This window comes from Paenibacillus sp. J22P169 (assembly GCF_059691995.1).
On record NZ_JCAUAO010000004.1, the window covers coordinates 196988 to 217147 of the forward strand.

General features: G+C 46.2%; 18 protein-coding genes. 17 read left to right on the top strand and 1 reads right to left on the bottom strand.

The window, feature by feature from the left end:
* Positions 1-14: 14 nt before the first annotated feature.
* The 4 genes from AC58QG_RS21080 to AC58QG_RS21095 all read left to right on the top strand — a co-directional run bounded on the left by AC58QG_RS21080 (position 15) and on the right by AC58QG_RS21095 (position 3952).
* Positions 15-896 (top strand): carbohydrate ABC transporter permease, encoded by an 882-nt coding sequence (locus AC58QG_RS21080; protein ID WP_497364093.1) that lies wholly within the window; start codon positions 15-17, stop codon positions 894-896.
* A gap of 138 nt (positions 897-1034) precedes the next feature.
* On the top strand, positions 1035-1187 hold the full coding sequence (locus AC58QG_RS21085) for a hypothetical protein (RefSeq protein ID WP_497364094.1): 153 nt from the start codon (positions 1035-1037) through the stop codon (positions 1185-1187).
* Positions 1188-1408: 221 nt separating this feature from the next.
* Positions 1409-2290 (top strand): EamA family transporter RarD, encoded by an 882-nt coding sequence (gene rarD / locus AC58QG_RS21090; RefSeq protein ID WP_497364095.1) that lies wholly within the window; start codon positions 1409-1411, stop codon positions 2288-2290.
* 183 nt (positions 2291-2473) lie between these two features.
* The gene (locus tag AC58QG_RS21095) at positions 2474-3952 is read left to right on the top strand and encodes an alpha/beta fold hydrolase (RefSeq protein WP_497364096.1); all 1479 of its coding nucleotides are present in this window, start codon (positions 2474-2476) and stop codon (positions 3950-3952) included.
* A 572-nt stretch (positions 3953-4524) separates the two neighbouring features.
* On the opposite strand, the gene AC58QG_RS21100 is transcribed toward AC58QG_RS21095, so the two are convergent.
* Positions 4525-4752: a hypothetical protein gene (locus AC58QG_RS21100; protein ID WP_497364097.1), complete on the bottom strand. Its 228-nt coding sequence runs from the start codon at positions 4750-4752 to the stop codon at positions 4525-4527.
* 496 nt (positions 4753-5248) lie between these two features.
* Here AC58QG_RS21100 and AC58QG_RS21105 point away from each other — a divergent pair, with 496 nt between their 5' ends.
* From AC58QG_RS21105 to AC58QG_RS21165, 13 genes are all read left to right on the top strand, one after another.
* Positions 5249-6115, top strand: a complete 867-nt coding sequence (locus tag AC58QG_RS21105; protein WP_497364098.1) for a MurR/RpiR family transcriptional regulator — start codon at positions 5249-5251, stop codon at positions 6113-6115.
* Between the two features lie 179 nt (positions 6116-6294).
* Positions 6295-7209, top strand: coding sequence for an N-acetylmuramic acid 6-phosphate etherase (murQ, locus tag AC58QG_RS21110; protein WP_497364099.1), 915 nt, complete (start codon positions 6295-6297; stop codon positions 7207-7209).
* Between the two features lie 70 nt (positions 7210-7279).
* Positions 7280-8716, top strand: a complete 1437-nt coding sequence (locus tag AC58QG_RS21115; RefSeq protein ID WP_497364100.1) for an ABC transporter substrate-binding protein — start codon at positions 7280-7282, stop codon at positions 8714-8716.
* A gap of 94 nt (positions 8717-8810) precedes the next feature.
* Positions 8811-9713, top strand: coding sequence for a carbohydrate ABC transporter permease (locus AC58QG_RS21120; RefSeq protein WP_497364101.1), 903 nt, complete (start codon positions 8811-8813; stop codon positions 9711-9713).
* Positions 9714-9730: 17 nt separating this feature from the next.
* Positions 9731-10591: a carbohydrate ABC transporter permease gene (locus AC58QG_RS21125; RefSeq protein ID WP_497364102.1), complete on the top strand. Its 861-nt coding sequence runs from the start codon at positions 9731-9733 to the stop codon at positions 10589-10591.
* A gap of 30 nt (positions 10592-10621) precedes the next feature.
* The gene (locus AC58QG_RS21130; protein ID WP_497364103.1) at positions 10622-11590 is read left to right on the top strand and encodes a GNAT family N-acetyltransferase; all 969 of its coding nucleotides are present in this window, start codon (positions 10622-10624) and stop codon (positions 11588-11590) included.
* A complete protein-coding gene (locus AC58QG_RS21135) occupies positions 11590-12294 on the top strand; it encodes a PIG-L deacetylase family protein (RefSeq protein WP_497364104.1) in 705 nt (234 codons plus the stop codon). Before AC58QG_RS21130 ends, AC58QG_RS21135 begins: the two co-directional genes overlap by 1 nt.
* A gap of 91 nt (positions 12295-12385) precedes the next feature.
* On the top strand, positions 12386-13525 hold the full coding sequence (locus tag AC58QG_RS21140; protein WP_497364105.1) for an exo-beta-N-acetylmuramidase NamZ family protein: 1140 nt from the start codon (positions 12386-12388) through the stop codon (positions 13523-13525).
* 25 nt (positions 13526-13550) lie between these two features.
* Positions 13551-14462: an N-acetylglucosamine kinase gene (locus AC58QG_RS21145; RefSeq protein ID WP_497364106.1), complete on the top strand. Its 912-nt coding sequence runs from the start codon at positions 13551-13553 to the stop codon at positions 14460-14462.
* A gap of 29 nt (positions 14463-14491) precedes the next feature.
* Entirely contained in the window at positions 14492-16114 is a 1623-nt protein-coding gene (gene nagZ, locus AC58QG_RS21150) for a beta-N-acetylhexosaminidase (RefSeq protein ID WP_497364107.1), read from the top strand.
* 559 nt (positions 16115-16673) lie between these two features.
* Positions 16674-17744 (top strand): serine hydrolase domain-containing protein, encoded by a 1071-nt coding sequence (locus AC58QG_RS21155; protein ID WP_497364108.1) that lies wholly within the window; start codon positions 16674-16676, stop codon positions 17742-17744.
* A gap of 26 nt (positions 17745-17770) precedes the next feature.
* Complete coding sequence (locus tag AC58QG_RS21160) at positions 17771-18952, top strand: anhydro-N-acetylmuramic acid kinase (RefSeq protein WP_497364109.1); 1182 nt, start codon at positions 17771-17773, stop codon at positions 18950-18952.
* A gap of 245 nt (positions 18953-19197) precedes the next feature.
* Positions 19198-20046 (top strand): tetratricopeptide repeat protein, encoded by an 849-nt coding sequence (locus AC58QG_RS21165; protein ID WP_497364110.1) that lies wholly within the window; start codon positions 19198-19200, stop codon positions 20044-20046.
* Positions 20047-20160 lie beyond the last annotated feature (114 nt).

Genomic DNA, 20160 nt, shown 5'->3' on the forward strand with positions numbered 1-20160 from the left:
AGATTCCGATTCCGATGCAACTCGAAACCACCCGTCGTCAGGCTCAGACGCTAACCACTCGAAGCAAGCTACCTGAACAAATCGGATATGGCGTGCTGTACGTCGTGTTGACGATTGTCGCCGTGATTCAGATTTTTCCTCTCTTGTGGCTCATGCTATTCTCTTTAAAAAATAATGAGGAAATCTTCAATCTGGCTCCGATGGCATTTCCAGAAAGACTCCGTTGGGAGAATTACGAGAAGGTCTGGACGCAGGGCCATATTAATAGTTACTTTTTTAACAGCGTCTGGATGACGTTAGTATCGGTTGGAGTCACAGTCTTATTAGCAAGCTTGGTGACATTCGCATTGACTCGGATGAAATGGAAGCTGCAATCCTTTGTGCTTGGTCTGTTTATGGTTGGCATGATGATTCCCGTGCACTCGACGCTCATTCCTTTGTTCAGTCTTTTTACCAAAATGAATCTAACCAATCATCCGTTGTCGATCATTTTGTCCTACATTGCCTTTAATCTGCCGATTACCATCATGATTATGCTTGGCTTTTATTACACGCTGCCGCGTGAAGTAGAAGAAGCTGCCGTTATGGACGGGTGCTCCGTGAATCGTATCTTCTTCAGCATCATACTGCCGATGACGGCATCGGTGTTATCTACGGCTGTTATCATCAACATGATCTATAATTGGAACGAGTTTATTTTCGTGAATACTTTCATCTCTTCGGAAAAGTATAAAACATTAACCGTAGGCGTACAGAATTTCGTCGGCCAATATACAACCGATTGGGGAGCGATTGGTGCTACCCTGATGATCAGTATTTTGCCAATCATGATCGCGTTCATTCTGCTCAGCAACCGTATCGTAGAAGGCATTGCGGCAGGTTCGGTTAAAGGATAATTGTCATATTGCGTACAGAGGGCCCCCGTGAAATCGGGGGTTTTTGTTTATATCAAATGGAAAGAATATGTATCAATTATTTTGAAAAAACCAATAATAAGGTCACACCATACAACATAGAGGTAGGAGGCGTACGCCATGGATATTGATGCTTTTTTGGCAGAAGTCCTGAGCTCGAATGAGGATTGGCATGTGACAACGAAGGATGCCGTATCGGTCATTGATCCGATTGTTGAGAGGGAAATCCCATTTTTTGATCAACATGATGATTACCTTGAATCAGGATTTTGAGAAGACAGAGGAAGAAACACGTAAACAACCTTGAGCAAAGCATTTGATCTTAGATCAAATGCTTTTTTTATTTACAAAGTTATGCCTGAGAGCAACAGGGTGGGGGAGTAATGTATACAAAAACCCATCATTCTATTACAATGGAGCAATGTTATTAACCGACGGACAAATTTTATGCGGCATAGAATTGTGTTACTTGAAAGTGAAATGAGGGTTTTACCATGAAAAAAGGGCTAGGGTATGCCATTATTGCTTATATTGCTTGGGGCTTACTGCCTGTGTATTGGAAGCTTTTCGGGTCGTTGATGGCGGGAGAAATTTTGTCGCATCGCGTGATTTGGTCATTCGTATTTATGGCTATTCTGATAATGCTTGGAAAAGGTAAATGGCAGCAATTTCGCAGTCTCATCACCAATCGCAAGACCTTATTACTGATGGGGGCGAGCAGTCTCCTGATAAGTACGAATTGGCTGATCTTTATTTGGGCCGTTAATAATGGGCATGTGATCGAGACGAGTCTCGGGTATTACATCACACCACTCTTCAATATTATGCTGGCTGTGCTGTTCCTTCGTGAAAAGCCGACGGGCAGACAATGGCTGGCTGTGGCTTTGGCAGGAATCGGTGTCCTCATTGCCACCATTGATTACGGCAGATTTCCGTGGGTATCGCTCACATTAGCAGGTACCTTTGGCTTATATAGCCTGGTGAAAAAAAGAGTCACCTATGATGCCTCAATTGGTCTCGCGGGAGAAACAGCCTTTGTTTTCCCGATCGCCCTTGCTTACATCATCTACTTATTTGCTACGCATCAGGATGCTGCTTGGACACTGCCGCCGGTTACCCTGATCATGCTGTTCCTAGCAGGTGGAGCCACCGCGCTGCCCTTGCTATGGTTTGCCAAAGCTGCGGCTCAATTACCGCTATCTATGCTAGGCTTCATTCAGTATATCGGCCCGTCGATTACGCTTCTGCTCAGTGTATTTGTGTTTAAAGAGAATTTTTCACCAGTGCTGTTGATTAGCTTTGCCTTTATTTGGAGTGCACTTATTGTTTATGCATTTGCATCGATCCGAGTAGCGAGAGTAGCTATCGCTGATTAGACAGAGAAATCTCCGAAGCCATCGAACCGCTTGAGACTATATGTCTTAGGCGGTTTTTTATTGTTGTAATCTTCCTTGCACGGGGAGAGCTTGAAGGGAATTACTCCTTTCGAACTACTCTGGATTCTAGTATAATTAATGTAATATGGAAATTACAGAGCGGGAAGCCAGGAGGGCACTGAATTGTCAGTTAAACGATTTTCAAATAGCTCTAAGGCGTACACGTACATCGAGTCATCCTTTCCTTCGAACGAAACCATTGTGCTGTTTCATGGGAATGGTTGTCACTCTTCTATGTGGGAATCGATAGAGCCCTATTTCAACCCTACCTATCATTTGTTATATATCAACCTTCATGAGAGGAATGAATGGAAGGCGCTCTGGGAAGCGGAATTTACCTGGGATTCAATCTGTGCGGAAATTCAGGCCATTGTAGAACTATTAGATATTCAAAAGTTTCATATCATAGGTCACAGCTTCGGGGCTTCGCTTGCCATTGCGTATGCGAGTAGATATCCCAATCATGTACAAACATTAACATTAATGTCAGTGGTTGTATTTTACCCGCCAAAAGAGGGCAAAGCAATCCTGGATCATTATTTCGCTTCGATCAACAAGTATGAATTAAGTGAGATCGTGAATCGTGAAATTATCCCTCATCTCACGCTGTTTCCTGATGATCATGAGCAAATCCAACGTATCCAACACATGTTTCGTGAAGCCGATAAGCAGCTCTATTTGGGCTTATCTCAACTTCAAATGCTAAAGCAACCCTTGGAAGAGGCCAAACAACTCGCATGTCCTACGCTACTTTTAGCCGGAGAAAAAGATAATCTCTACTTGCCCTCGCTTCAAGCGATAACGGCTAGTTATTTCAAAAATGGGACCTTCTTAGTGATGCCGAATGCAGCGAATGCTCTATTCCTGGATCAGCCGGCCTTAACTGCTGTATGGGTCAGCGATTTTATTCGGAAAGCTGTTGGGACCCCAGTGGCGCCAAGTCGAAAGCCCAGTATTTCCAGTCACTTGTCGTTATCCCTGCACGTTGCTGCATCTGCTGTGCCACCAGTGAAGCTGGATGAACAACCAGTCATCAACCTATCCTTGTTTCATTCGTTTCGAGTCAGTCTGAATGGACATGAAATCAAGGAGGGCTGGAATAAGCGGTATGCGAAAAACATCCTAGCCTATCTGGCGTTTTATCCGAATTGTACACGTGAAGAATTATGTGACGCCTTGTTTCCACAAGTATCGCTCCAAACCGCGCTTCGAAATTTAAGAGTCTATTTGAATTATTTGAAAAAACTGCTGACGTTAAACGATCACACCTCGATTCTGCAGACGGACAGGACGAATATCCGACTAGACGCCTTGGTGATCTGTGATGTTCAAACCTACAAGCAACAAATTCAGCGGATCGATCAGATCGAGAATATAGAAGACAAAGCTGTCGCAATAAAAAATATCCTGGATGCGATCTACGATCACTCCTTTATGAATGGCATTTACGATCAATGGTTTATTGATCATAAGTTTCGGTTGGAGGAGCAATTCGCCAATCTATCTCTGTGGTTGGTGAACCGTGCAGAATCGCTAAATTCGAAATACAGTGTAGATCAGTACCGTAAACTAGCGGACCGCTTGTTAGTGCCGTCTACTTGAGTAGAGGGAGTCGGAGTTGATGGAGTAGTAGGATGAGTAGGAGTAGGGGCAGAAGCAGAGTAGAAGTAGGAGTAGTAGTAGGAGCAGAGTAGAGTAGAGTAGAGTAGAAGTAGGATGAGTAAGAGTAGAAGCAGAAGCGGCAGTAGGTTGCTGAATGTGTGCCTCTTGGCAGGCCTCGGGACGATTAGTTGGAAAACCTACAGCTAATTCGGAGGGATTTGCTGTGAATTGGAGTTTAACTGGAAAGTCTCCAGTTATTTCTCCTGATTGACCCTCATCTGGCGAAAATGCACCAAATTAACTGTAGTAAATCCAGCTATTTCTCCAAAGCCAGCCATTTCGAGTGAAATAGCTGTATAAAATCCAGTTATTTGCGCAAAGTCGGCCGTAAATATTGAGATGCTTTTCCAAAGACGGCCGTCACTGCCGAGTTACTCCTCCCGAGACTTACACCCACGCAAAGAAACCCGTTCGAGTAGAATCTGGGAGGGCCTCGGCACGATTAGATGGAAAAACTACAGCTAATTCGGAGGAATTTGCTGTGAATTGGAGTTTAACTGGAAAATCTCCAGTTATTTCTTCTGATTGACCCCCATCTGGCGAAAATGCATCAAATTAACTGTAGTAAATCCAGCTATTTCTCCAAAGTCAGCTTTTCCGAGTGAAATAGCTGCATAAAATCCAGTTATTTGCGCTAAGCCGGCCGTCACTGTTGAGCTGCTCCCAAAGCCGGCCGTAAATATTGAGATGCTCTTCCCAAGACGGCCGTCACTGTTGAGTTGCTCCTCCCGATCCTGCATTCATTGTTGAAAATACTTCCTCCCGAGACGCACACCACGCAAAGAAACCCGTTCGAGTAGAAGCGCTCGAACGGGTTTTGCTATTCGCTTATGTGCTGCTCGACTGCAGACTCCTGGCGTTCCGCGGCATTCACAGGCTACGCCCTGCACAAGCTCCGATACCCTTGTTCGATCTGACACGACAGTTCGTTCCAGAGGGCAATTATTCACTCGGCAGATGACGGTTTACAGCATCCCGCTCTTCGCTGAATTCACCTCGTTGTTTCCAACATTTCCAAGCCGCCAAATCTCGCTGCTAGTAAAGCACAACGCGAAGAATGGCCGCGATGAACAATGTAAATAAATTTCAATTCCATTCATGTTCAATGAAATTAAATTCCATTAATGCCATTAAATTTTACAGATAATTTACAGATGTATCTTGTGTTTTTGCCTAATAATACGTATGATGAAGGTGATTTCAGCACGGATAATTTATGGTGAGTAGGGAACCTATATGTCAATAAACGATAATATTTTAATCAAAATTCGCGATATGAAAGACAGCCTGACGCCTGTAGAGAAGCTAGTAGCCGAGTATATACTAGACAATGTGGACGAGATTCCACATCTCTCGATTAAGAGTCTCGCGCTAGCAACGAAAACGAGTGATGCATCTGTTCTACGCTTTTGCAAAACGATGGGATATAAGGGTTATCGTAACTTTATCGTGAGCATTTCTGCTTCGCTAGGGTCGATGGATGAGGAGCAGAAGGACCAGTACACGGATATTCAACCTGGCGATGACCTCTCAACGATTATCTCCAACATTTCGCACAATAATAGCAAATCCATTGATGATACACTCAGTGTCATCGATAGAAATGAAATTGCCCGCGCGGTCAAAGTGTTAGTAGAATGCAATCGGATCGTTTTCTTCGGGATTGGTGCTTCGGGGTTGGTAGGCATGGACGCAGAGCAGAAATTCTCACGCATTAATAAGATGTGTCATACGTATACGGACGGCCATAGTCAACTTACAGCAGCTACGCTGCTCGGGAAAAGCGATGTGGCTATCTTCATTTCGAATTCGGGCAGTACGATTGAGATTCTCGATACGCTCGAAATTGCAAAGAAGAACGGTGCCTGCATCATCGCGATTACGAAATACAATAAAAGTGCATTGGCGGATAAGGCGAATATCGTACTCAGCATTTCGACACCAGAAATCACGATTCGAAGCGGAGCTATGGGCTCACGGATCGCGATGTTGACGGTGATCGATATTCTTTTTGCAGGAGTAGCGAGCAGTGAATATAAGCATGTGAAAAAGTATTTGGCCAAAACACACGACATTATTGCCAGCAGTAAGCATAGAAAATAAGCGAATAGAACACATTAACGATGTCCTGACAGACGTCGTTTTTTTTGTCGAAATATTAGAAATAAAAAATCAACATTTTATTTTACCATAAAATAAAATTTCAAAAAGTATTGACCATCATGAAGTTTTTCGTTAGTATTAGACCAGTAAAGAGTAAAGCAGGCAGGAGGACAGCAGCTATGGATGAGTATCTATCGGGTTTAACTACGGAAGAAATTAATGATAAGACACAGACAATTGACGAATGTTCAACAGAGCAAATGCTTCGGATGATGAATGAACAGGATGCGTTGGTTCCAGCAGCAGTTGGAGCCGAAATACCGCAGATCATGAAAGCGGTTGATATTTTGCATCAAGTTCTCAAAAACGGTGGCAGGATGCTCTACGTAGGAGCTGGTTCTTCTGGCAGACTTGGTGTGCTTGATGCCTCTGAATGTCCTCCAACCTTTGGCATTGATCCAATGTTGGTGCAAGGCCATATCGCCGGTGGCGATGGCGCATTGCGTACGGCAGTGGAAGGTTTTGAAGACAACGCTGAGGAGGGGGTCGCCCTCATTGAGCGATGCGGAGTGACAGATAAGGATGCGGTAATTGGGATCACGGCCAGCGGAAGTGCACAATTCGTTATAGCTTGCTTAAAGAAAGCGAAAGAAATTGGTGCTGCAACGATTGGTGTCGTGAATAACAAGAATTCCAAATTGGTAGCTGTTACAGATGTATGCATCGCGCCAGTGGTTGGGCCGGAAGTGATTATGGGATCTACTCGCCTGAAGGCGGGTACAGCACAGAAGCTGGTTCTTAACATGCTAACAACCGGGACTATGGTTAAGCTTGGAAAGACGTATAATAATCTCATGGTTGACATGAAGGCTAGTAATATCAAATTGTACGATCGCTCTGTTCGCATCATACGGATAGCGACTGGGGTGGATGAATCCACAGCGATTGCCCACCTCGAGAAAGCATCTATGAACTGCAAGCTTGCCATTATGATGATTAAAACAGGCATGGAAGTAAAGGAAGCGGAAGAAGCACTAGAACAGTGTGAGGGTAGTTTGAAGAGAGCCATACGTACCTTTGTAAAAGTTGTTTGATCACTTTAAAACAAATAAGGAGAGACTTGAGCTACAATCAAGGATCCCTATCCTAGGAGGTTTGTTTTTCATGAAAAGAAAAATGCCCGTATTAGCTTCTGTCGTAGCTTTAACAATGGCTCTAACAGCTTGTGGTGGCTCTTCTGGTACAAAAGAAACGACTACACCAGCAGGCTCAACAGCTCCTGCAGCTACTGCTAGCACTGCAAAAGACACCATTACTGCATTGCTTCCACCGGTTTCACCAAACTACCAAAAAACGTTTGAACAATTGTCGAAGGATTTTGCAGCTTTATATCCAAATCTAACGTTGAAAATCGAACCAGCTAGCTGGGAAGATATGAAGCAGAAGCTGGATACACAAGTGAATGCAGGCAGCCCTCCGGATATCGCTTTCGGTGGTTCAGGAACGATTCCGAAATATTTGGAGCAAGGCTTGCTGATGGATGTTTCAGATACAGCTACACCAGAGATGGTAGGCGATTACGATAAAACGGCATTGGATTACATGAAGAGCGGAAAAGGTCTATACGGCTTCCCAGCTTACATGGAAGTTCATGCTTTAGGCGGTAACAAAGAGTTCTTGGAGAAAGCAGGCATTGATTGGAAAAAAGTACAGACAAGTGGCTGGACTTACGATCAATTCCGTGAATCAATCAAAAAAGGCGTAGTGACTGAAAACGGTAAAACGCGTTATGGCTTTACTTTCGCAGTAAAAGGCGTAGCCGCGGTTGATTACTTGGGTATTATGGCTAAAAACGCTGGTATGCCTTATGCATTCACATCAGATATGAAATACGCGTACACAAGCAAAAATTATCTAGGTTTGCTAAAAGATCTTCGTCAACTAATCGACGACGGATCCATGCCGAAAGAGCTTAGCTCCGTAGATGCAGGTAAACGTTGGAACATGTTCTTGACAGCTCAAACGATGATTACAGGTAAAGGTCTTGCTGTATTTGAAAACTCTGCAAAGGCGAACAATGCTAAGCTTAAAGCAAATGACGCTAGCGCAGTAAAAGACAGCGTGCCAGTTGATTATATCGTATTGCCTGCACCAACGTTCCAAGGTGCTAAAGCTTCTGCTAACACAGTCGTTGACGGATACATGACGTTCCGCGGCAAAAAAGAACCAACTGCTGAGCACAAAGCAAACGTTGTAAAAGCGGCTTACTTCTTGGCTAGCGGTACTGTTGCAGCAGCTACGAATAACGATCTGTTCGCTGCGCATATTACGAAAAGCGCTAAAAAAGCTGCAGAGAGCATGAAGATTGACAGAAACCCTGACAATGTTGCAGCTGTAGATAACATGCTTAAAAATGCAACACCAAACCGTACAGATATCCCGACAGATTTGGCTGCAAAAGCAATTAAGTTGGAAACGGAAGTAATCGTTCCTAAATTCCAAGGTCTACTTGCAGGTGAAATTACACCTCAAGCTATGTACGATGCTGTGAAAGCTGCAGCGATCAAGGAGTTCGGCGAGAACGGAATTGCAAAAGACTAAGTTGTATATTTGACCATCGGATAGGCGTGCAGCGGATGCTGCGCGGCTATCCGAACTACTTTTAAGAGAAAGTTCTGAAACGGGGTTGAGAATTATGGACAATATCGCAAAACCGATAAAAAGAAAGAAGTTTCAAGGGGATGCAATGTGGGGTTATGCGTTTATTGCCGTCTCTCTAATCGTGTTTGTGTTATTTCATGCGTACCCGGTCGTAAGTGCCTTTATCATTAGTATGCAGAAATACAAACCGCTCGGTTCCACATTTATTGGATTCGATAATTACACGAATTCATTAAAGGATGCTTTGTTTTGGAAAGCGATGTGGAATACGGTTGTCTACACGGTGTTGACGGTACCCGTTAACTTGATACTATCTTTCGCACTTGCCATTTTGATTTTGCCGCTTAGGAAGAAAACGCAATCCTTCTTCAAGGGCATTTATTATTTGCCTATGGTGGCTTCAGGTGTCGCTTTAGCAGTCGTGTGGCTCTGGATTTTCGATCCGATGCAAGGCGGTATTATGAATCATATCATCGCTCTTTTTGGTTTCGAGAATCAGAACTGGCTAGGCCAGAGCGCGACGGCAATGTTCTCACTGGTACTTATGTCCTGGCTATCAAGTCATGGCACAAGCATTATTATTTACTTAGCTGGTTTGCTAGGTATTGACGAAACGTATTACGAAGCAGCTGAGCTCGATGGAGCAGGTTTCTTTCTTAAGCTGTGGCACATCGTCATTCCTTGCTTGCGTCCAGCTACACTTTTCTTACTGGTTACTGGCGTCATCGGCTCATTCCAAGTATTCCAGAATGCGTTCCTGATGACTGGCGGAGGACCGAACCATGCGACTACGATGGTTGGATTACTTATTTTTGATAATGCGTTCACGCTATTCGATTTCGGTAAAGCGGCAGCACAATCACTGCTACTAGCTCTCGTTATTGGCGTAATTGCATTCATTCAGTTTAAATACGCGGGTAAAGACGTCGAGTATTAAGAGAGGGAGGATAATAAATGGCATTGTATAGCAATCACGCAGGCAATCCCAAAGTAAAAAAGATTAGAAATGGGATCATTTTTATCGCCCTTCTACTTTTTGCTTTGGCGACGATATTTCCGATTTACTTCATGTTCATTTCATCGCTCAGTGATCCGGTTGCGGTTGGAGAGATTGAGTACTCTTTATTTCCCAAAAAGTTTACGCTTGCTTCCTACAAATATTTCTTTGAGTTTAACGAGCATTCTGTTCGTTGGCTGCTGAACTCGCTTATTGTAGCCGTCACGGTCATGGTTTCGAACGTTATTTTTGCCAGCATGGCAGGCTACGCATTCTCCAAAATTCAGTTCAAAGGCAGAGGCTTTCTCTTTGCTTTGCTGCTAGGTTCCATGATGATTCCTCATCAAGTGACGCTTGTCCCTCTTTACATTTTGATGGTTAACGTGTTTGAACTGCAAAATACGTACAGCGCATTGATTTTGCCAGGCTTCGTTACCGTATTCAATATCTTCCTTGCCAAGCAATTTATGGGCAGTATACCGAACGAGATACTGGAGTGCGCCAAAATCGAAGGCTGCAATCAGTTCCAAATATATGGGAAAATCATTTTACCTTTGTCCAAAACAGTTCTGGCCGTTATGGCGATTCTGACGTTTATGGAGAGCTGGAATACGTTCTTCTGGCCGTTGCTTGTGACCAACTCCATGGATATGCAAACCATCCAGGTCGGCCTCAAGAGCTTCCGATTTGCGAATACAACCATGATCGCGCCAATGATGGCTGGGGCAACAATCTCGGCATTGCCAATGTTTATTCTATTCTTTAGCCTACAAAGGTACTTCTTGGAAGGCGTAACTGTAGGTGCGGTGAAGGGCTAAGGCTTTGGTCAAAAGGAGGCTGCTCCAATCATGCTGGTAACTTGGGACGATTCGTATCGACAGTCCGTCATCGCGTTATGGAATGATGCCGCGGTGAAGGATGGCTATAAGGAGCTTACAGAACAAAGCTTTGACCAGATCTTTGCGGGAAATCCTTATTTTGATAAGGAAAACACTTTTCTTCTACTAGCCAATGATAAGGTCATCGGTTTTGCCTGCGGATGTACGGGGGATGACCTACCTCTTGGTGACGTGGCTGGATACATCACGTGCATCGTGTTAGCGAGCGGCTTTGATACGGATGCCAATTATTTAATGCTATTAACTGCTTTAGAAAAGCGCTTTAAACAGCTGGGTAAAAAGCAAGCAGATATCCTCTTTTTCAATCCAATGCTATTGCCGTGGTACATCCCGGACACACCTCAGCATGAGCATAATAATGCCCCAGGTGTTCCTGTGGAAAGCAAGCTTTATGCGTTTTTACTGAATAGTGGTTATATTGAGCGTGCGAAGCAATGTGCCATGTATCTCCATTTGTCAGAATTTACGATACCTGATGAAATCAACGTGAAAGAAGCAAAGGCGAGCGCCCAAGGGTACACCATTGAGAGGTTTGACCCGGGTAAGCACGCAGGAGTGGAAGACATGCTTGAGGGCTTTGGGAATCCGTTATGGCAAAAGGAAATCGGTGCATCTACGGCAAATGGCGTGCCAGTTGTCATTGCAGCGTATCATGGCAACACCATTGGCTTCGCAGGCCCAGTTATTCGCCAAGCGAACGGACGGGGTTATTTTGCCGGCATCGGTGTGCTCCCTGATCACGAGGGTCATGGTTTGGGCAGTATTTTATTTTTCAAGCTATGCGAAGCGTTTCGGGAGATTGGGACCGATTACATGTCGCTTTATACGGGGATGTCGAACCCAGCCATCCGAATCTATGAACGTGCAGGATTTCAAACTGTGAAACTTTTTGCTGTCATGAGAAGGGAGTTTGCATAATGAGCGAACCAAAAATGACCATTCTAGCTATCGGAGGTCACGTCGGAGATGCAGAATTAACGGCAGGCGGCGTACTAGCCCACCATTCTCTGAAAGGTGACCGAATCGTTACTTTAGCGTTAACTGCTGGGGAACGTGGCGTTCCTGCAGGACAAGACATGAAGGAATATCGTGTGCAAAAAGTGAATGAGGCTAGAACCTTTGCTGAAATGCTTGGTGGGGAATCTATCGTCTTTGACATTCCGGACGGTGAACTGCAAGATAACGAAGAAATGCGCTACCGTGTGTGTGATGTTATTCGTGACGTACGTCCGAATGTGATTATTACGCATTTTAAAAATAGCATGCATAAAGATCATATGACGACTCACCGTATTGTGAATGATGCACGCTTTTTCGCGGGGCTATCCTCGTTTGAGAGGGAGAAGCCTTCTCACTTTGCTCCGAAATTGTATTATGCCGAAAACTGGGAGGATGCCGTCGACTATCGTCCTTACGTGTATGTCGATTTTCCTAAAGAGGCGTTTGATCTATGGGTGAAAGCTGTTTCGACACATTGGTTTGTGACTGGCAGCAAATCTTTTCAATACTTGGAATATTACAAGCATCTGATGCGTGTACGAGGCCTTGAAGCGAGAAAAGAATATGCGCAGACGTTCATGGTTCCAGAAGAAACGATGCGAATTCGCCAATCGGAATTATAAAACTGAATCATAAAAAAATACCAAATGACTGTAACGAGACTTGAGCTTGTTGCAGTCATTTTAAAATCAAGGCGAGTTCGGGGAGGTAGCGATGATCTTAAATGGTATCGATTGTATAGAACGTTATGCTCATTTATTCGAAGGTAAACGTGTAGGGCTGATTACAGCACCTACTGGATTAAACAAGGATTTTGTATCGACGATACAAATCTTCCATGAGAAGTTCAACCTGGTGGCCTTGTTTTCGCCAGAGCATGGGGTACGTGGGGATCTAGCAGCAGGTGCGTTGGTCGACACGTATGTAGATCCGTTGACGGGAATTCCCGTCTATAGCTTGTATCGGAAAGATTCCAAACGTCTGACACAGGAAATGCTGGATGAGGTCGACATCATCGTCTACGATATCCAAGACGTAGGAACCCGTTATTATACTTTCATATATACGATGCTTTATGCTTTGGAAGATTGTGCGCAAGCTGGCAAAGAATTTGTTGTTCTTGACCGGATCAACCCGCTTGATGGCATAACAGTTGAAGGCAATGTGCTCAAAAGCGGCTTCGAATCCTTTGTGGGCAACTACCCGCTCAGTGTTCGATATGGACTGACGCCTGGAGAGGTCGCTATGATGGCGAACGATGAAAGGAAATTGAACTGCAAGCTGCATGTCGTACGTTGTGAAGGTTGGGAACGAAGCATGCTGTTCTCGGATACAGGACGTCCATGGATTATGCCTTCCATCGGCATTCCTCGATTTGAGACAGTGGTGCTGTATCCGGGCACTTGTATTATTGAAGGAACGAATCTATCGGAAGGTAGAGGAACGACAGCCCCGTTTGAGATCGTAGGTGCTCCGTTCATTGATGCGCACCAGTTAGCGGATGAAATGAATGCGAAAAAGCTGCCTGGCGTCGTGTTCCGTCCTGTTTATTTTAAGCCGTCATTTTCCAAATTTCAGGGAGAGCAATGCGCAGGCGTGCAAATTCATGTGCTTGACAACCGCGCGGTTCGTCCCATTGATCTTGGGGTTACACTGATGTTTACGATTAAGAAAAATTATGAGCAATTTTCATTTTTGCCACCTTTTAAAGAGGGTTCAAGACCATTCATTGATTTGCTTGGCGGCGGCAGCCACTATCGCGAGACTGAGGTCAACGTTCCGGTTCTGCTGGAACAATTCCGTGAAGAAAGCAGTGAATTTGCTCGAAGAAAGCTGCAATATCATCTGTATTAGAGGCATTAGGAGGTGACGTTCGTATATGAAGAAATATGCAGTCGGGCTAGATGGCGGAGGTACGAAAACCGCAGTAACCATCGTCGATGAGAGCGGTAACGTTGTTCACACGTTTACGTCGGGGGCGATTAACTATAATGGCCAGGACGAGGCGAGTGTTGGGGCTAGTCTAGCGGAGATCTTTCGGACGATTGATAGCGTATGCGATGGACTCATTCATTGCGCGCAAGTGTGCATTGGTGCCGCTGGCATCAGCAATCCAACGGTCAAGACCCGTTTAGAATCTAGTGTTCGGGCATGCGGCTATAAGGGTGGGCTGATCATAACCGGCGATCAAGATACTGCGCTTTGCGGCGCACATAACAGGGAGCTCGGGATCATTTTGATTGCAGGTACAGGTTCGATTTGTTATGGCAAAAATGAAGCTGGTGACACCCACCGTGCTGGCGGTTATGGCTACCTTATTGATGATGAGGGCAGCGGCTATAGTATCGGAAGGGATCTGCTTTCTGCCGTCGTACGGGCTCATGATGGACGGTTGCCTGCGACGGTGATTACGAAGATGGTGTTTGAACAGTTAGGCATGACATCCATCCAACAAATCATCGGGTTTGTCTATGACAAACAGACGAATAAGAAGGATATCGCTGCACTAGCGCCCATTTTGTCCGCAGCTTGCGAGCTAGGGGATAAAGCGGCACTGGCTATAGCCGACAAAAGTGCCCATTCGTTAATAGAACTAGTTGTACCCGTAGCGGAAAGACTGTCGATGCAAGAAGGAATGTTGGCGATAGCTGGGAGTGCGCTTCTAAAGAATAGCTTCATACAGACAGCTTTTGTTCATTTGCTAAAAGAACGTTATCCGGCTATGACTTGTATAACACCGAAGAGAGATGCCGCTAGCGGTGCCGCGCTAATGGCGCTTAACCGTTTGTAGTGATTATGGGACGAGGGATGGTAGTTACTATGAGAGAAATACATGAGATGTCGCTGCAGGAGAAAATCGGACAGATGATTCTTTGCGGATTTGAAGGCACGGAACCGTCAGAATCGCTGGAAACGCTAATCGCGGAACAGCGCATCGGCGGTGTTATTTATTTTGCACGGAATGTACAGAATACCAAGCAGATTGCTGAGTTATCCGGCAGTTTGCAGGTTATTGCGGAGCGTAACGGAACGTTGCCACTCTGGATTTCCATCGATCAAGAGGGTGGCATGGTAGCCCGCATTACCGAGGGAGTTGCGCTTATGCCGGGGTCTATGGCTCTGGCTGCCGGAAATGCAGGTCCAGAGGGAGCTTATGAAGCGTCCCTTATTTCGGGTAAAGAGCTGCGCTCGTTAGGTATCAATCTGAACTTTGCTCCGGATTTGGATGTGAACAACAATCCGGATAATCCTGTCATTGGCGTGCGGTCATTCGGCGAATCGCCGGAGAAAGTCGCTCAGTATGGCCGAGAGGCTGTACGGGGCTTCCAAGATGCGAACGTTGTGGCAACCGCCAAGCACTTTCCTGGTCATGGGGACACGAATACGGATTCCCATCTGGATTTGCCAACGATTACACATGATGAAGAGCGAATTCGCTCGGTTGAGCTTGTACCATTCGTAGAAGCCATTGATGGTGGAGTCGATGCGATTATGTCTTCGCATATTTATTTCCCAGCTTTAGAGCCTAGCAAGCTGCCTGTTACGCTTTCCAAGGCTGTGCTCACTGGCTTGCTTCGAGAAGAGCTAGGCTATGACGGCGTGATCATGACCGATTGCATGGAGATGAACGCGATCTCCGAGCATTACGGTACGGTTGCCGCCGCTGTAATGGCGGTCGAAGCAGGGGCTGATCTCGTGTTAATCAGTCACCGACACGACCTCCAGGTCGGCGCCATTGCGGCGATCGAGCAAGCAGTACATGAAGGCCGTATCACTGAAGCGCATATCGATGCTTCGGTCCGCCGACTGCTCGCGCTGAAAGCGCGCCGAGGTGTGATTGCGGAGCAGCCTCGTGCGACAGCAGCGCAAGAGGTCGGGATCGCGGCGCATTGTGCGGTCGCTCAGCGCCTCAGCGAAGCAAGCATCACGCTCGTCAAGGACGAGCAGCAGCTGCTTCCGCTCCCGAGCGTGCGAACGCTAGCGGTCACCGTGGCCGCAGCAGTTTCGTCGGGCGTCGACGAAGCCTACGCGGGCGTCGCAAGCTTGGGAGCTGCGCTGGCCGAGCACGGCTTGGACGTGATCGATCGCGTGCTCCCGCTTGCGGCTGTGAGCGATCTCCGCGCAGCGGTGCTTGCGGATGCGCGCGACGCGGAGCAGATCGTCATCGGGACGTACAACGCCCGATTCCATCCTGCGCAGGTCGAGCTGGTGCGCGAACTGCAAGCGCTCGGCAAGCCTTTGGTCGTTGTGGCGCTGCGCGTGCCTTACGACCTGCTGGAGTTCCCGGACGTATCCACGTTCATCGCGGCTTACGAAAGTCGACCGTTGGCGCTGCAAAGTACGGCACGTGCCCTGCTCGGAATTGTGACACCGCAAGGCCGTCTGCCGGTGTCGCTTGGCGCTGACTACCCAGCGGGTTGGAGATGGGAAACCGGACAGTGATGGACGGGGCAAGTCGTTTTGTCCCGGAGGCTGCATGTAGTCCGATATCTCCGACTTAAATCGAGGATTACGTATGTAAAAAGACCAATAGTCCGATTTTGCCGCATTATTTAACCATTTATCTTGCGTGAGACTTGTTTTGGTCGATTTAATTGGTTTATTTAGGCCTAATTGAGATTTAAAGGATGTAGTCAATTAAATTAATTCGACAATTTCGGACTAATAGCTGTAGAGGGAACAATCCGACCTAAGCTAATCCTGAAAATCGGATGAATCAGTATGGAGTAAGTAAGTCGATTATTTCGACTTGCGCGAGCCCGACATGGGCTTTTGGAGTGTGTAAGTCGATTATTTCGACTTACGTGAGCGCGACATGGGCTAATGGAGTAAGTAAGTCGATTTTTTCGACTTACACGAACCCGACATGGGCTTTTGGAGTAAGTAAGTCGATTATTTCGACTTGCTCGAGCGCGCCAAGGGCTATTGGAGTAAGTAGTCGATTATTTCGACTTACTGACTTAAGGTTCAAGGCAAAGAAAGTGAAGGGAGCTCACTCGTTATGTCCAATTGGGATATCGCTAAGATAAGCAACTTCATTGAACAAGAAATTGCTGAAGGACATCTACCTGGTGCGGTCCTGTATATCGCTCATAGAGGTAAGGAAGTATTAAAACAAGCCTATGGGAGTCGAGTTAGTTATCCGGAAGCTGCTCCGATGAGAACAGATACGGTTTTTGATTTGGCTTCACTGACCAAAGTTGTTGCAACGCTGCCGGCGGTGCTTCACTTGATGGATCAAGGGAAACTTTCATTGGCTGATCCGATTGGAGTCTTTTTACCCCAATTTCGCCTGATGCAGGAAGAACCCATTCGGATTGTACATCTGCTTACACATTCATCTGGACTTAGGGCGGATATCCCCGGTATGAGAGGTCTGATGCATCTATCCCGGGATGAGCTGGTGGACCTGATCTTAAACGAGCGGCCCCTTCATCCCCCGGGAACCAAGGTCGTGTATAGTGACATTGGCATGATCCTGCTCTATCTGATCATTGAATCTGTGACCGGTGAAGCGTTCAACACCTATCTCAAACGAGAAATATTTGACCCACTGGAGATGTCGGAAACAGGGTTTTGTCCAACCTTCGAGGAAACGCGCTATGCGGTTACCGAGTTTTCCGAACAACGTCAAGCATACAAGTCAGGCATTGTTCACGATGAAAAAGCGGAGCTCATACAGGGGGTAAGCGGTCATGCGGGGTTATTCTCAACGGTTCACGATTTAGCGAATTATGTGGAAATGATCCGGCAGAATGGCGTCTTTAAGGGTCGGCGAATTATTTCCAGGGCAGCCATCGAGCTGTCATCCCGTAACTTTACGCCTTATGACCAAGAGTTTCGGGGGCTCGGTTGGTTACTGAGAAATCCGAGAAGCTTCCTGTTCAGCGGTGATTATGTATCCGAGCAATCATTCGGACATACTGGTTTTACAGGAACGAGCCTTTTGTTCGATCCTGAGCAGGATCTGCAAATCATTTTTCTTACAAACCGGGTTCATTTCGGGCGTACGGAACACATCTTGCGAATTCGGCCAAGGCTGCACAATCTCATACTCTCTCAATTCAAGTAATCCAATTACCAAGGAGATGAATCGTCTTGTTACGTACACTTCTGAATAAAACGTCCCTAACCATAGCAGGACTCATGTCCGGCACTTCACTTGATGGCATCGATGTCGCTATCGTCCGCATGGAGGGTCGCGGACTTGATACAAGCATCAAGCTGCTTCACTTCGAGAGTTTTGCTTACGAAGCGGATCTTCGCGAGAAACTCAAGCTATTATGCACGATCGAGTATTCGGATGTTGCGCAAGTATGTGGAATGAATTTCGCCATAGCAGAGCGGTTTGCAGATGCTGTCATTCAAACTGCAGCTGCTGCCAACATGAGCATGGAGGAGATCGACCTCATCTCCTCGCATGGGCAGACGATTTGGCACATCCCAGTTGCGGAGGAGGCGGACCGTTTTCTTCCCAAATCAACGCTGCAGATCGGGGACCTATCCGTCATTGCCAAACGAACAGGCAGGCCTGTTGTTGGCGATTTCCGGACAGCCGATATGGCCGTCGGCGGGCAAGGCGCGCCGCTTGTGCCATACGGTGACTATCTCCTTTTCAGGGACGCGAACAAAGGGAGAATCCTCCAAAACATAGGCGGAATAGGAAACTGCACAGCTATCCCTGCTGCTGCCAGCGGGATCAGTGCTTTTGACACGGGGCCAGGGAACATGATTATGGACCAAGTCGTATACGAATTGTCCGGGGGACAAAAGTCGTACGATGCCAATGGAGATTGGGCAGCCAGAGGCAAGGTACATAAGGAATTACTAGAGGATATGCTCGCACATCCGTACTTCCAAGAAGCGCCTCCCAAATCGACAGGACGCGAAATATTCGGAAAAGCCTACGCTGCGGCATGGCTGGCTTCCGTTTTGGAACAAGGTCTGCCACACGAGGATATCGTTGCGACGGCGACAGCTTTTACCGCGCATAGCATCGCTCGCGGATACCAGGATTTTATTTTTCCACAGAGTGAAATAGCGGAAGTGATTGTTAGTGGAGGCGGTGCACATAATCGCACGCTTCTTGGGATGCTCGGTGAGCTGCTGCCAGAGCAGAGCATTCTCACGTCAGATGAGCTCGGCATCTCCTGCGATGCGAAAGAAGCGATGCTGTTTGCTTTGCTAGGCAATGCCTTCATCCAAGAAGAGCCGAACAATGTTCCTGCAGCAACGGGAGCGGAAAGACAGACGATCATGGGGAAATTAGCTTTGCCATAGGTTCTAAAAAAAGACCGAAGCCATCTGATTAGCAGATGGGATGTCGGTCTTTTTTTTTAGTTAGGAGAAGTGTCTATTTTTTTGACCACATAAGAAAGTACAAGTTTTCGGTTTTCGAAAACTGCTTGCTTATTGGCAATTAAACCTACATCTAAACGTGGTCACTCATCCTTGTATTGCTTCTATAGAGGTTTTCTCATACAATGTTTACAACTTACTAGAGTCTGTGAAGGAGAGTAGTATGCATGCCGCCTATCCTAAAAAGTGTTCTTAAATTAATCGCTGTGCTTATCGTAATTGTCATGGGATTTAAGGTTAATTGGCTAGTGGGAGTTGCTGCAATTGTGGTAATTCTTGGTTATTTTGTTTATGTGAATCGTTCTGCCTTTTACGCTCAGAGGGGCAATCTGGCATATATGAAGGGTGATCGTGAGCAAGCGTTGATTTGGATGGAAAAAGCGTATCTCTCCAAAGCCTTTCTGCCGAAGCATCAGATAGGATATGGCTATTTGCTAATGAAGACAGGTGATCTTACCAAGGCTGAGCAAATGTTCGAAGAGGTCCTGCAATCAACGAATGCTGCGGAAATCCGTAGTCAAGCCAAGCTCAATGTGGCAACGGTGTACTGGTTACAGAACAAAAGGGATGAGGCTTTGCGTATACTGCAGGAACAAGCGAACGAGGTCAAGAACACGCTGGTTTATGGAAATTATGGTTATTTTCAAATCTTGCATGGAGACTTAGAGGCAGCGCTTGCCTATAATCTCGAGGCGTACGAATATAATGATAGTGATCTAACCATTATGGATAATCTAGCGCAAAACTACTATATGCTCGGTCGTCTGGATGAAGCTGATGAGATGTACGCCAAGGTGATTGCGAAAACGCCTAAGCACGCGGAGTCCTATTATTACTATGCACGAACGCTTCAACAACTTGGTCGAACAAAGGAAGCCCGGGAGCAAATTGAAACAGCACTGGGGAAGGAGTTAGCGCTCGTTACTCCTTTAACCAAGGAGGATATAGCGTTAATCGCAAGTCAGTTAGATGATGAGCTCGTCGTCGGAAGCAGCGTTAGTCCGATTTCGGACTAACTAAGATTTAATGACGCGGACAGTGAGATTAACTCGGCAAAATCGGACTAATTGGTGCCAGGGAAGTTATTCAAATAGGACCGTCAGGATGAACCTTCCTGACGGTATTCGTCT